This window comes from Geosporobacter ferrireducens (assembly GCF_001750685.1).
Lineage (GTDB): Bacteria > Bacillota > Clostridia > Peptostreptococcales > Thermotaleaceae > Geosporobacter > Geosporobacter ferrireducens.
In genome coordinates this window covers 1630956-1644301 of sequence record NZ_CP017269.1, presented here as the reverse complement: position 1 = coordinate 1644301, position 13346 = coordinate 1630956, and the positions used below count along the sequence as shown (strand labels likewise).

General features: G+C 37.1%; 13 protein-coding genes. 10 read left to right on the top strand and 3 right to left on the bottom strand.

Annotated features, from left to right (window positions below; genetic code table 11):
• Positions 1 to 112: 112 nt before the first annotated feature.
• Together Gferi_RS08080 and Gferi_RS08075 are read right to left on the bottom strand one after the other, a co-directional pair.
• Positions 113 to 367: a TIGR03905 family TSCPD domain-containing protein gene (locus Gferi_RS08080; protein WP_069975315.1), complete on the bottom strand. Its 255-nt coding sequence runs from the start codon at positions 365 to 367 to the stop codon at positions 113 to 115.
• A gap of 166 nt (positions 368 to 533) precedes the next feature.
• Positions 534 to 1187: a phosphatase PAP2 family protein gene (locus tag Gferi_RS08075; RefSeq protein ID WP_069975313.1), complete on the bottom strand. Its 654-nt coding sequence runs from the start codon at positions 1185 to 1187 to the stop codon at positions 534 to 536.
• 318 nt (positions 1188 to 1505) lie between these two features.
• On the opposite strand from Gferi_RS08075, the gene Gferi_RS08070 reads away from it, so the two are divergent.
• From Gferi_RS08070 to Gferi_RS08035, 9 genes are all read left to right on the top strand, one after another.
• On the top strand, positions 1506 to 2174 hold the full coding sequence (locus tag Gferi_RS08070; RefSeq protein WP_069975311.1) for a GntR family transcriptional regulator: 669 nt from the start codon (positions 1506 to 1508) through the stop codon (positions 2172 to 2174).
• 190 nt (positions 2175 to 2364) lie between these two features.
• Positions 2365 to 2484, top strand: coding sequence for a CoA transferase (locus Gferi_RS28030; RefSeq protein WP_156782346.1), 120 nt, complete (start codon positions 2365 to 2367; stop codon positions 2482 to 2484).
• 30 nt (positions 2485 to 2514) lie between these two features.
• Positions 2515 to 4062, top strand: a complete 1548-nt coding sequence (gene mmdA / locus Gferi_RS08065; protein ID WP_069975309.1) for a methylmalonyl-CoA decarboxylase subunit alpha — start codon at positions 2515 to 2517, stop codon at positions 4060 to 4062.
• A 46-nt stretch (positions 4063 to 4108) separates the two neighbouring features.
• On the top strand, positions 4109 to 4465 hold the full coding sequence (locus tag Gferi_RS08060; RefSeq protein WP_083273443.1) for an OadG family protein: 357 nt from the start codon (positions 4109 to 4111) through the stop codon (positions 4463 to 4465).
• Positions 4466 to 4520: 55 nt separating this feature from the next.
• Positions 4521 to 4922, top strand: coding sequence for a biotin/lipoyl-containing protein (locus tag Gferi_RS08055; protein ID WP_069975307.1), 402 nt, complete (start codon positions 4521 to 4523; stop codon positions 4920 to 4922).
• A gap of 50 nt (positions 4923 to 4972) precedes the next feature.
• Positions 4973 to 6136, top strand: coding sequence for a sodium ion-translocating decarboxylase subunit beta (locus tag Gferi_RS08050; protein WP_069975305.1), 1164 nt, complete (start codon positions 4973 to 4975; stop codon positions 6134 to 6136).
• Between the two features lie 632 nt (positions 6137 to 6768).
• The gene (locus Gferi_RS08045; protein WP_069975304.1) at positions 6769 to 7239 is read left to right on the top strand and encodes a hypothetical protein; all 471 of its coding nucleotides are present in this window, start codon (positions 6769 to 6771) and stop codon (positions 7237 to 7239) included.
• 23 nt (positions 7240 to 7262) lie between these two features.
• Positions 7263 to 7793 (top strand): MerR family transcriptional regulator, encoded by a 531-nt coding sequence (locus tag Gferi_RS08040; protein WP_069975303.1) that lies wholly within the window; start codon positions 7263 to 7265, stop codon positions 7791 to 7793.
• Between the two features lie 822 nt (positions 7794 to 8615).
• Complete coding sequence (locus Gferi_RS08035; protein WP_069975301.1) at positions 8616 to 9782, top strand: bis-aminopropyl spermidine synthase family protein; 1167 nt, start codon at positions 8616 to 8618, stop codon at positions 9780 to 9782.
• Positions 9783 to 9993: 211 nt separating this feature from the next.
• Here the strand turns inward: Gferi_RS08035 and Gferi_RS08030 are convergent, their stop codons facing one another.
• On the bottom strand, positions 9994 to 10575 hold the full coding sequence (locus tag Gferi_RS08030) for a TetR/AcrR family transcriptional regulator (RefSeq protein WP_069975299.1): 582 nt from the start codon (positions 10573 to 10575) through the stop codon (positions 9994 to 9996).
• A 138-nt stretch (positions 10576 to 10713) separates the two neighbouring features.
• On the opposite strand from Gferi_RS08030, the gene ppsA reads away from it, so the two are divergent.
• Positions 10714 to 13344 carry a phosphoenolpyruvate synthase gene (gene ppsA / locus Gferi_RS08025; RefSeq protein ID WP_069975297.1) on the top strand — a complete coding sequence of 877 codons (2631 nt, stop codon included), beginning with the start codon at positions 10714 to 10716 and terminating at the stop codon, positions 13342 to 13344.
• Positions 13345 to 13346 lie beyond the last annotated feature (2 nt).

Here is a 13346-nt window from a genome sequence, read left to right as displayed (position 1 = left end):
TTTTAAAGGAATTGCAAAGCCGCTCTCTGCTGACTAATAAGATTAGTAGGATGGCGAATCAACTTGTATAAGTTTCTTAAAGAAAACCAATTCAAACTATCCCCGCGTTTTCTTAACCAGCCTGTTTTTTTATCCCTGTTTCCAGCGCTTTCGCCAGCTGATCGGGACATGATGTGATTTTGCCTCCACAGGTAATTCCTCTCAGTTTAACAATTGCTTCCTCTACCTGCATACCATCAACTAGACGGCTGATTCCCTGCAGGTTTCCAGAACATCCTCCGGAAAAAGCCACGTCCTTTACAACGCCATCACTGATAGAAAAAATGATTTTTTGTGCACATACGCCAATGGGTGTAAATGAATACATAATGACATCCCTTTCTAAGTCGATTATAAAATATTTTACGAAGTACATTATTAAAAACCGGCAGACCAATAAAAAGCTGTTATGTACTTCTAAAAACAATTTATTAAAATATTAATCAAATATAAGTCTTTTGTCAATGGACATATTGCATCATGCAGGTTTATAGTTAATAGTTCTTTTTTACATCTGGGATATAATGACCATTTCTCTCTTTTTGCCGCTGGAATAGGCTGTTAACCAGGTTAAATGACACTTCGCCCAGAAAAATAGCAGCAATCGCATCCAAAATGGCATGCTGTTTTATAAATAGGGTAGACAGAATTATGGTAAAGGCTATGCTGGAAATCACCAGCTGATTTTGTTTATTTCTAATATGGCTGTGTCTAATTCCCTTGAACATCAGATAGCTGGTTAAAGAGTGGATACTTGGAAAACAATTAAAGGGTTGGTCCGTGGCATATACCCATGCCACCATCCTGGTTAAAATATCCTCTTCCGCCAGTAACGGTCTCGGTACTGTAGTCTGATAAAAAAAATATACAGCATAGCAGACCAAAAGACCTAAGTTCAGGGAAAGTAATGTCTTGTAATAGACTTCCCGATCTTTTAAACAAAAGTAAACAAAGGTACAAAATAAAAATAGATACCATGCTATATAGGGAATAACAAATATTTTTAAAAAGGGGATTCCACGGTCTATATCCGTCATAAGACTATATGCGCCCCGTTTTCCATGGTTTAAAATGATATAGAGGGCGTTTGAAAGGGGAATGGTGATCATCAGGCATAAAGCCATAATATCTTTCTTGATAATTTTCATTTTTAGCTCTCCTTTACAGTTGTTATGGTTATTTTAAGGGAGAGACATTAAGAATCCATTTAAATATCCTTAAGACTTTTTTAGAATTTGATTAAGGATTAATTAAGGATAAAGAAAATAAAACGACCCGGGGAGAACTCAGACAAGAGAACCGTCCCCTTGTCTAAAATGAACAGAATATTTTAAAATAGTTAATAATAGAAAGAAAATAGGAGCATGATGGAGAAAACTTCATAAAAAGACGCAATTTAGCGAAAATAGAATATGATATTTGATCAAATTATATGATAGAATGCAAAGTATAGAGGTGGGAAGAAAATGGATTTCTACACAAAAAATGATATTATCTATCAAAAAATCAAGGATAAAATAATTTATGGTATAGTTAAACCAGGAGAAAGATTGGTTATTTCAGAATTGGCAGATGAATTTAATGTAAGCTCAATGCCTGTGAGGGAAGCTATTAAGAGATTACAACAGGATCATTTTGTTGAAGTAATTCCACATATCGGAGCTAGGGTTATCTCCTTTGAACTTGAAAGATTCAGGGAGACTGTACTTATTATGATTGAATTGGAAGGACTGGCAGCAAAACTAGTTATTCCTTATATTGACGAATCAAGGATTATAAAATTAGATCAGATGCTAGAAGCGATGGAGGTAACCATCAAGGAAAAGGATAATAGCATGTATGGACAATTAAATAAGGAGTTCCACATGCTTATATATAGTGCAGGCCCATATAGCCAGTTATACGAACTAATCATGAATTATTGGGAGAAAACAGAGTTTCTAAAAGCTATTTTTACGAAATTTATTGACAGACCGCAAAAATCCTATGAAGAACATATTTTGTGGCTCAATGCTATTAAAGAGGGTGACACTGAGAAATCAAAGGAAATTTTAAAAATGCACAGAGAAAGTGCTTTTGAAATCTTTATTGAATCTCATATAAAAGAAGCCCAAAGTAAAAAGTTCTCTTACTAAAAGGGCTATATAAAAGTTTATTGTCCGCTACGGGTGACAGAAGGAATGAAAGTATAAAAGAGATGACAATAAACTAAATTTTATAGAAAAAATTTGATCAAATATATAATATATAATATCGACAATCGATTATAGATAACATTGAACAGAAAAATATCAAATCCAAATGAAAAAGGGAGGAATTTAAGAAGTGAAGCAAGCACTAGAAGAAATTAGAGTTTTGGCAGGCCTTTATACAACAATGATTATGGCAGATATGGGTACAGATGTCATAAGAATTGAAGATATGAAAAAGGAAAATATTTTTTAAATATACACTTTAAGGGGAGGTATAGAAAACATGGCAAACAACAAAATAGAAGATTTGCGTAAACGCAGAGAGAAAATTACTCTTGGAGGCGGCGCAAAGAGAATTGAAAAGCAGCATCAAAGTGGAAAGTTAACAGCCAGAGAAAGAATGAATCTGTTATTTGATGAGGGCACCTTTGTAGAATTAGATGCCTTCATAACCCATAGATGCGTAAACTTTGGCATGGAAAAAGTGGATGCACCCGGTGAAGGGGTAGTAACCGGCTACGGAATGGTAGATGGCAGATTGGTATATGCATTTGCACAAGACTTCACAGTAGTAGGGGGATCCCTTGGGGAAATGCATGCAGCTAAAATTTGTAAAGTATTAGACAATGCACTAAAAGTAGGTGCGCCAGTCGTTGGTTTAAATGACTCCGGTGGAGCAAGAATTCAAGAGGCTGTAGATGCATTATCCGGCTACGGAAAAATCTTCTATAGAAACACGATTGCATCCGGTGTAATCCCACAGATTTCTGCAATCATGGGACCCTGCGCAGGAGGTGCGGTGTATTCTCCAGCATTAACGGACTTTATCTACATGGTAGACAAGACCAGCCAGATGTTCATTACAGGACCACAGGTAATCAAAACCGTTACAGGCGAAGAGGTATCTGCTGAAGATCTTGGCGGTGCAATGACTCATAACTCAACCAGCGGGGTAGCGCATTTTGTTGCTTCTAATGATGAGGACTGCATCGCACAAATCAGAAGACTATTAAGCTTCCTGCCATCCAACAATATGGAAACAGCACCGCTGTTTGATACAGAAGATGATGTAAACCGTTTAGCACCGGAGTTAGATGATTTATTACCGGAAAATCCGAATAAGCCCTACGATATGTTTGATGTGATTTCCAGAATCGTTGACGACGGAGACTACTATGAAGTACAACCTTACTATGCAAAAAATATCCTTACCTGCTTTGCAAGAATTAACGGACAAACTGTTGGGATTATTGCAAACCAGCCAAAAGTATTAGCCGGTTGTTTGGATATCAATGCTTCAGATAAGGCTGGAAGATTTATTAGAACCTGCGATGCATTCAATATACCATTACTAAATATCGTAGACGTACCAGGCTTCTTACCTGGAACAAACCAAGAATACGGCGGAATTATCCGGCATGGTGCAAAAATGCTGTATGCATACAGTGAAGCGACCGTACCAAAAGTGACATTAATCGTAAGAAAAGCCTATGGTGGATCTTACCTGGCAATGTGTTCCAAAGACTTAGGTGCAGACGTTGTACTGGCTTGGCCGCAGGCAGAGATCGCTGTTATGGGACCCCAAGGAGCTGCAAATATTATCTTTAAGGATGATATCGCTAAAGCGAAAGATCCTGCTGCAGAGAGAGCAAAAAAAGTGCAGGAATACACCGATGAGTTTGCAACACCATACAAAGCAGCAGAGAGAGGCTTCGTAGATGATGTAATCGAGCCGAGTGCAACAAGACCAAGACTTGCAGATGCATTTAACATGCTTGCATCCAAGAGAGAAGCAAGACCTGCGAAGAAGCACGGAAACTTACCGGTATAATCATTAGCAACTCACCAGTGAAGATCAAGAAAAAGAGGTGATATCATTGTTTGGAGAAACGATTAGTTTAGGTGAAGGTTTAGTTGTTACCGCCCTTGGTATGGGTGTAACCTTCGTAGCGTTAATTGTGTTATCCTTTATGCTGGATTTACTTAGAATTCTGTTTTATAAAGAGCCGAAGAAAGCGCCGGTACAGGTGGTTGAGCAGCCTGTTGCAGAAGCAGAGGCAGAGGCAGAAGAAGATAACATGGAAGAATTAGTAGCGGTTATTACAGCAGCGGTAGCTGCCAGTCTGCAAACATCTACGCACAATATTATTGTTCAAAATATCGTTCGTGTAGGAGACACTACACCAACTTGGGGTAGAGCAGGCAGAGTTGAACAAATGAATAGCAGATTCTAATTTGCTTAAAACAACAATAAATCAATTTGTGAAAATTGAAGGAGGATCATAGAACATGAAAAAGTTTAACATAACTGTAAATGGAAGTACTTATGAGGTAGAGGTAGAAGAAATCGGTGGCGTTTCTGCACCGGCACCGGCAGCTAGACCGGCGGCAGCCCCAGCAGCGGCGCCAAAGGCAGCAGCACCTGCACCTAAAGCGGCACCAGCACCAAAAGCAGCACCTAAAGCAGCGCCGGCAGGCGGAAACAGCGTGACTGCACCAATGCCTGGAACAATTTTAGATATCAAAGTAAAAGAAGGCGATACCGTAACAAATGGCCAAGTGCTGGTGATCCTAGAAGCAATGAAGATGGAAAACGAAATTATGGCACCTGGAGATGGAAAAATTGTATCTGTAAATGTAGCAAAAGGTGCTTCTGTAAATGCTGGAGATGTTTTAATCGTATTAGGATAGTGGCAGCATAACTTCGGCATAAAAATTTAGAAAGAGAGGGAGACGACGAGATGTTTCTACAAGTTATTCAAAACTTCTGGTCGAGTACCGGATATGTGGCCCTCACATGGCAGCATCTTGTAATGATTGCAATTGCTTGCTTTTTCCTGTACTTGGCAATAGTAAAACAATATGAACCCTTACTACTGCTCCCTATTTCCTTCGGTATGCTTCTAACAAACATTCCACTGGGAGGTTTAATGGAATATCCGGTTTATGAAATAGGTGCTGATGGATTGCCTCACATGACACAGCTGGGCGGTGTATTATATTACTTATATCAAGGCGTTAAATTAGGGATATTCCCACCACTCATCTTCCTTGGGGTAGGTGCAATGACAGACTTCGGTCCATTGATTGCCAACCCAAGAAGCTTACTGCTGGGAGCAGCAGCGCAGTTCGGAATATTTACAACCTTCATTGGAGCTGTAGCCCTTGGATTTACAGGACAAGAGGCAGCTTCCATAGGTATCATCGGCGGTGCGGACGGACCAACAGCAATCTTCCTAACATCAAAGCTTGCACCCCATCTACTGGGACCCATAGCCGTTGCAGCTTATTCATATATGGCATTGGTACCGGTTATACAGCCTCCGATCATGAAAGCACTGACAACAAAAGAAGAGCGAATGATCAAAATGGAGCAGCTTAGACCGGTAACCAAAATAGAGAAAATTCTATTCCCAATTCTTGTTACCGTTTTAGGTGCCTTATTACTGCCATCTGCTACAGGATTACTAGGTATGCTGATGCTGGGAAACCTGTTTAGAGAGTCTGGTGTTGTAGACAGAATCTTTAAAACAGCACAAAATGAGTTGATTAACATTGTAACCATTTTCTTAGGTATAACCGTTGGTGCAACCACAAGTGCAGATAAGTTCTTAAAAGCACAAACGATTCAGATTATTGCCCTTGGTATGCTTGCATTTGCAGTAGGTACGGCTGCAGGAACCATATTCGGAAAAATAATGAGTAAGATGACTGGCGGCAGAGTAAATCCATTGATTGGATCTGCAGGAGTTTCTGCAGTACCCATGGCAGCCAGGGTAGCACAAGTAGTAGGCCAGAAAGAGAACCCGTCAAACTTCCTGTTGATGCATGCAATGGGACCAAACGTTGCAGGGGTTATCGGATCTGCTATTGCAGCAGGGGTATTACTGTCTATATTTGGTTAAGAACGTGATATGGATATCCATACAAAATAGAAAGGTAAGCACATATTGAATGCAAATATGTGCTTACTTTTTTTAGTTTTGTAGATGATGCTTAATCTTTAAGGGATAATTAACGGCTGTCCTGCATAGATCACATCCACGTTATCTACACCGACATTTTCACGGACAAGATTATCGAAAGATACACCCAAACGTAAAGCGATTGAATACAGCTTGCACGATATAATAACGGTAATTTCTTTCTGCACTAACAATTGTAACGTCTGTACCAATGGTTACCACAGCATAGATAAAATTCAAATCTTTATTATACATAGGGATACGGCCATTGGGCTGATAGAAGCGAGATTGTTGGTGCTATGGATGCCATAATACTCGTAGAAACGAATCCGACGGGGACCAAATACACTGCCGGGATTCATAGCCTTTTCTATAACTGCAAAGCTCCCGTTGGCGTAGGTGTACTGGGTTTATCGAACGACCTGATACCCAGTACAAATATGTGATCTTTTAACAAGAAAAGGATATATTCGAGATTATTCAGGGTGAACCGTACCGTTGTATCGGCGGTTTTTGAATTGACTTGACTATAACTTCATACTTTATCATAGAGATAAAGGAGTGATGTTATAATGAATAATAGGAATAAATTAATACGAAAGTATAAACAAACTTTAGTAGGAAGTAAAGAGGAAATATTTCCACTATTATGCCCTGTTCGGGAGAAAGAATGGCTGCAGGATTGGGATTATAAGATGATCTATTCAGAAAGTGGATATGCAGAGAAAGGATGTATATTTGAAACAAATAATAACTATGGAAGCTATCGATGGATTATAACAAAACATGATAAGGATCGTCATGAAATACAATTTGTTAAGATTATGACAGATAAAATAATCGTGATTATAGATATTGACTTAGAGGGGGACAATAAAAAATTAACCACCTGTAATATTCAATATACTTTTATACCATTGGGCGACGAAGCTTCCGAGGATATGCATAATGAAAATACGGAAAATGTTTTTAATAAACATATGAAAAAATGGGAAGATTCACTGAATTACTTTTTAAAGCACTCTGAAATGTTACTAGATTAGTGAATAGTTAAGGATGGATCTACATGTATAAGATTGGAGATTTAGTAAAAAAGTTTAATATATCAAGAAGTACAATTTTATATTATGATAAGCTAGGGTTATTAAAGCCAACCGTAAGGGAACACAATAATTATCGACTTTATGATCAACAAGAAGTTATCAAGTTAGGAAAAATTGTAATGTACAGGGAATCAGGAATCTCATTGAAAGATATGCAGAAGTTATTAGAGGCAGAAAATAATGAGAGAACAGGAATATTAGTTGATCGTCTGGATAAGATACAGCAAGAAATTAAAGATCTAAAAAATCAAGAGAAGCTAGTACTAGATGTTCTAAAAGAAGAGGTAATTATGGGTAAAAGCACCTTTTCTACCAGTAAGCTATGGACGGAAATGCTTGTAAACCTAGGATATGAAGAAAAAGATTGGTTGAATTGGCACCGAGAATTTGAACTGGACAGTCCTGAGGAGCATTATAGATTTCTTAAGAGTTTAAACATGAGAGATGAGGAAATTAATAATTTATTGGGGTTGATTAGGGAAGATGTAGATTAATTATTCCTAAGAAAACATGAAGATAATTTGAACAGCTAATATTATTTATATAAACCGCTAGTACGACGGTACGGTGAACTGCACCCGTACTAGGGGTTTTTTAGCTTTTGTTCATATTGCATATGGAGCAATTACATATACATATAGAAAGCAAGCAAGGACTGTCCCTGCTCCTGTAAAATAACATGCTAGTAATATGAGGATAAAATAGACTAATATTGTATTATTTATTTACATATGTTATAATATGAATTGAAAATAATCAAAGAATAAAAAGGGAGAGAATTTGATGTCCGGGGTAGTTCTTAACTAATTAACTGAATAGTTATTTCTTGAAAAACTTGTAAACTTAATTTATTTTAAGTCTATTAGTTGATGAGTTTTTTAAGAAAAAGTTAGGAACACGGATAGAATTCAACCTTATATTATATGTTAATAAGCCGTGCTTTTGTACGGTATTTTTATGTCAAAAAACGAGTCTTTATACTATATTCCCCCTTGCTGATTCTTTATTCTAAAATTTAACAATTCAGTGTAGGGTTAAATAGAATATTGATTTGACATATATTGTAAAATATAAAAGGCTGTAGTGACTTTGTGTTGCTGCGGCCTTTTTTGTTTTTGCTATTCATGTTCCTAACTAATCATTAATGTACCAGTATTGAACTTTCCTTACTTTTAAGGAAATAGGTAAAAATTAATCTTTGTAAGAAACGATAGATTAAGCATCCTTTATTTAGAGCATAGATTGCTTTTTATTAGTTTACATGCAGAGATAAAAGAATTGAGCAACTAAAATCAATATAATATGGAGTGATATCAATGGTTAATTATATAAAAAAAGTAAATGAAAATGTAAATATAGAAGAAGGAGAACAGATAATAGAGAATATATTGTTAAATGTATATTTCAAAGAAGGTATTTCTAACAAAGAATTGGCAAGAAAAAACCTTTTACCCATACCTGTGATTGTAGCCGTAAAAAAAGAACTTATTAGATGTGGATTACTAATTCAAAATAATGGAGTAAGATTAACCAAAGAAGGGCTGCACTTCATAGAGAATAAGCTAGGTTTCCAGGGAATAAGAAAGGACCTATATATGAGGTTATTGAAAGAAACATGGGAAGAAGAGCAAGAAATTACTGAAATAAAATGTATTTTAAATAAAATATTTATAGAACGTCCCTCAGCAGATATTACTATAGATCAATCAAAATGTACTTTAGATACGGCTGTAAAAAGAGCAGTATTATGCCTACAGAATTACGCGCTAATAGGTAAAAACATTTTATGTGTAGGAGATGATGACTTAGTTAGTATAGCGCTAGGTTTTTTGCTCAAGAAGTTGTTCGCGAATATAGAACATTGCAGTACAATGATTTCTGTAATGGATATTGACAATAGAATTCTCAGTTATATACAAGATATAGCTGAGAAAGAAAGACTTCCTATTAAATGTGTGTGTTTAGATTTTAGAAAGGCATTATTAAATAATTTTATAGAACAGTTTGATTGTTTCTTTACTGATCCTCCTTATACTTTGGAGGGAATGATCTTATTTCTTTCAAGAGGAGTTGAAGCTTTAAAAAAGCGGAGTGGTCTTCCAATTTTTCTTTCTTATGCTCACAAGTCACCAGAGTTTGAACTTTCTATGCAAAAATGCTTCGTAGATATGGGTCTTATGCTATCCAAAGTGATGGCTAGATTTAATACCTATGAAGGAGCCGGGATAATTGGTAATACTGGTCAAATGATAGTTCTTAAAACTACTAGCAAGAGTAAAGCATTGATACAAACTTTTTATCAAGGACCGCTTTATACTGGAGAACTAAAAAAAACGGTTCGCCTTTATAGGTGCAGGGACTGTGGTGAAACCACTAAAGTTGGGCTTTTAGAAGAAATCCAAACGATAGAAGAGCTAAAGTTAAATGGTTGCAGTAGATGTGGTAAGCAAATATTTAATCTAATTGAGAAAAGCAAAATTTAGTTTAGGCTGATATCCTATAGATAAAGCTTTACTTATAATGATTAAGCGCAAGTACCTTACCGCTGGTAAGTTTTAGAGTGGTAGATTTATAATTTTTAGATTTACTAAACTAAATTGGACAGTTTTTGTAAGATTATAATCTTTAAACGCTTATATATATACCCTTGAGAATACTATTTCTCAAGGGTATATATATTTTATCAACTAACTATTATTCCTTTTTTAACAAGCCATATAAGAATAGCTTGAAGATTCCCATTTTGTATTCTGTACTGGTATTAAGATAATCAGTCTGCTGCATAATAGATACTGATGATAAGATGTATGCCAAAATTGCATCGTTTGGTATATCTTCGTCAATAGCTCCTTCTTTTTTACCTAATTCAATAAATTTAGTATAGATTGACATGGCTTTTATTGTTGCGGCTTCCTTATAAATTTGCTGTAAGGTTTTGTCCTCCCATGCATGCTTGCTAAAAAGGGAACGGCTTATTTCGATTACTACATCATGCTTTTTATCCATAATAATCTTTAGTTTTTCAGCAAAAGGAATATCCCGATCCAGGATTTCTTCATATCCCAGGATTGACTTATCTAAATAAGAAACAAGCGCCTCTTTGGCAAGGTTATGTTTATCACCAAAATAATTATAAATAGATACTTGTGAAACTTTGGCCTTAGAGGCAATTTCACTGATGGAAACATCAGTTATTCCACGTTCGGTAAAGAGTTCACAAGAAGCATTTAAGATTGCCTCTTTCTTTGCATTTGTTCTTTTTTCATAGCCATTCATGTTCATCACCCGATTTTATTATACCACATAGTTTTGAAATTAATCAATAGATATTTCAAAACTTATTGACAAAGGGGTTCTTTGGGTATAATATGAAATATACAAAGGTAAATTTCAAAACCATTAAGGAGGGTTATTATGCAACCTTATGTGTTAAGTTTTCAAGAAATTGATAAAACAAGGCTTATGGTGGTCGGAGGTAAAGGACTAAATCTAGGGGAATTATCAAAGATAGATGGAATCAAAGTACCAGACGGTTTTTGCATTACTACCGAGGCTTATAGAAAATCTATAGAAAATAATCACGAGCTAGAAGTGTTACTTGATAAGCTAACAGAATTAAAAGCTCATGACAGGAACCAAATTTCACAGATAAGCAAAGAAGTACGCTCAGCTATTGAAAATATTCGGATCTCTAAAGAGATTGAGGATGAAATTTCTAAGGCTTTAGCTTTATATGGTGATCAGCAAGCTTATGCAATTCGTTCAAGTGCCACAGCAGAGGATTTACCTCATGCTTCCTTTGCAGGACAGCAGGATACCTATTTGAATATTAAAGGTAAAGACAAAATAATAAACTCTATCATAAACTGCTGGGCATCCCTTTATACAGATCGTGCTGTAACATATCGTATACAAAATGGTTTTGATCATAAAAAAGTATTACTTTCGGTTGTTGTTCAAAAAATGGTTATGTCAGAGGTTTCCGGAATTATGTTTACAGCTGATCCTATGACTTCTGACAGGAAAACTCTGTCTATTGACGCAGGATTTGGGCTTGGAGAGGCCTTAGTGTCTGGTCTAGTGAATCCAGATATTTATAAGGTGCAGAAGGGTATCATTGTGGGAAAAACCATAGGAGCACAGAAGCTGGAGATACGACCAACGGAGGATGGAGGTACGCTGGAACTGGAGATTGAAGGAAATCGGCAGGTAGGTCAAGCATTGTCAGACCAGCAGATATTGTACCTAGCAGCTATAGGCAAGAAAATAGAAGCCTATTTCGGTTCTCCTCAGGATATAGAATGGTGCCTTTTTAATAACGAATTTTACATTGTTCAGAGCCGCTCCATCACCACGCTGTTTCCTATTCCGGAGTCGAAAGACCAACACAAACCTCGTGTATATATGTCAATCGGTCATACTCAGATGATGACTGATACAATTAAGCCCTTAGGAATGTCCTTCTTCGAATTCATCTCATCGGCTAAACTGGACAAAGCTGGTGGCCGGGTTTTTGCAGATATAACCCATGACCTATCCTCAGCAGTGGGAAAGAAGCGATTGGTAATGGCAACGGGAAAACAGGATTTACTAATTCAAAGGGCTATTAAAACACTGCTAGAAGATAAAGCTTTTATGAGCTCCCTTCCCCGTGGAAAGAGGAATGTTCAGGGGGGAATATTCACACTATCGTCTATCATGGAGACCATAAAAGTTCGTAGAAGAAACGATCCTTCTATTATCGAGGAAATACTCTCTGGGTTTGAAAAAGAGGTTAGGGAAATAGATCAGCAGCTTTCGAAGCTGTCCGGAGAAGAAGCTCTTGAATTCATACGTAAGGATCGTGATAAACTACTAGCCATGGCTTATGATCCAAGGATGTTGGGGGCAATCATCGCTGGAATAATGGTTAATGATTCTATTAATAAAAATGTGGAAAAATGGTTGGGAGAAAAGAGCATAGCCGATATCCTATCTAAATCAGTAGAGCATAATGTTACCACAAAGATGGGAATGGCTTTATGCGATGTAGCGGATACGATTCGTAAATATCCAAAGATATTAGAGTACATTTCCAATGAACCAGATGATGAGAACTTTTTCAAAGAAATGGTAAAGCTTCCAGGAGGTAAAGAAACTAGCCAAGCATTCAAAGCATTTCTAGATAAATACGGCATGCGTTGTCCTGGTGAGATAGACATCACTAAGGATCGCTTTGAAGAAAAACCAACGCAGCTTATATCAATACTGCTTAATAATATACGTGTGCTTGAGCCTGGTGAACATATAGCAAAATTTGAAAAGGGAAAGCAGGAAGCCAGGGAAAAGGAAGTAGAAGTAATCCGTCAGCTGGAAAAAATGCCGGGTGGACTTAAAAAGGCCAAAAAAATTAAGAAAAGTATCAGTTTACTTCGGAACTTCATTGGATGTCGTGAATATCCAAAGTACTATATTGTGAGACGATATCAAGTTTACAAGAAGGCTCTTATGAAAGAAGCTGGTAGGCTGGTAGATAAAGGAGTTATCAAGACTTGTGAGGATATATTTTATCTGTATTTTGATGAGTTCTGTCAGGTGGTAAGAAATAATAAGGTGGATTACAATGTTATAGAAACAAGGAAGTCCGACTATGTCCGCTATGAAAAGCTCACCCCACCACGTGTCATAACCTCTGAAGGCTTTGTACCGCCTACAACACTGGTCTCAGGGAATATGCCAAAAGGTGCAATTTCGGGTATTCCTGTTTCCTCTGGTGTGGTGGAAGGCCGTGCCCGTGTAGTTTTATCAGTAAATGATGCTAAGCTTGAGGAGGGCGATATTTTGGTGACCCAGTTTACAGATCCCAGTTGGACTCCACTTTTCGTAACAATTAAAGGGTTAGTCACTGAAGTGGGGGGCTTCACTACTCACGGGGCAGTTATTACACGAGAATATGGGCTTCCTGGAGTTGTAGGGGTAGAAAATGCCACAAAGCTGATAATGGACGGACAGCGGATTCGTGTGAACGGAACGGAAGGATATGTAGAAATCCTGAATGAGGAGTGAAA

Excerpts from the sequence above, each read along its gene's own strand:
- Gferi_RS08075 (WP_069975313.1), bottom strand. The coding sequence starts at position 1,187 with ATGAAAATTATCAAGAAAGATATTATGGCTTTATGCCTGATGATCACC.
- Gferi_RS08055 (WP_069975307.1), top strand. The coding sequence starts at position 4,521 with ATGAAAAAGTTTAACATAACTGTAAATGGAAGTACTTATGAGGTAGAG.
- Gferi_RS08080 (WP_069975315.1), bottom strand. The coding sequence starts at position 367 with ATGTATTCATTTACACCCATTGGCGTATGTGCACAAAAAATCATTTTT.
- Gferi_RS08040 (WP_069975303.1), top strand. The coding sequence starts at position 7,263 with ATGTATAAGATTGGAGATTTAGTAAAAAAGTTTAATATATCAAGAAGT.
- Gferi_RS08030 (WP_069975299.1), bottom strand. The coding sequence starts at position 10,575 with ATGAATGGCTATGAAAAAAGAACAAATGCAAAGAAAGAGGCAATCTTA.
- Gferi_RS08070 (WP_069975311.1), top strand. The coding sequence starts at position 1,506 with ATGGATTTCTACACAAAAAATGATATTATCTATCAAAAAATCAAGGAT.
- Gferi_RS08050 (WP_069975305.1), top strand. The coding sequence starts at position 4,973 with ATGTTTCTACAAGTTATTCAAAACTTCTGGTCGAGTACCGGATATGTG.
- mmdA (WP_069975309.1), top strand. The coding sequence starts at position 2,515 with ATGGCAAACAACAAAATAGAAGATTTGCGTAAACGCAGAGAGAAAATT.
- Gferi_RS08035 (WP_069975301.1), top strand. The coding sequence starts at position 8,616 with ATGGTTAATTATATAAAAAAAGTAAATGAAAATGTAAATATAGAAGAA.
- Gferi_RS08045 (WP_069975304.1), top strand. The coding sequence starts at position 6,769 with ATGAATAATAGGAATAAATTAATACGAAAGTATAAACAAACTTTAGTA.
- ppsA (WP_069975297.1), top strand. The coding sequence starts at position 10,714 with ATGCAACCTTATGTGTTAAGTTTTCAAGAAATTGATAAAACAAGGCTT.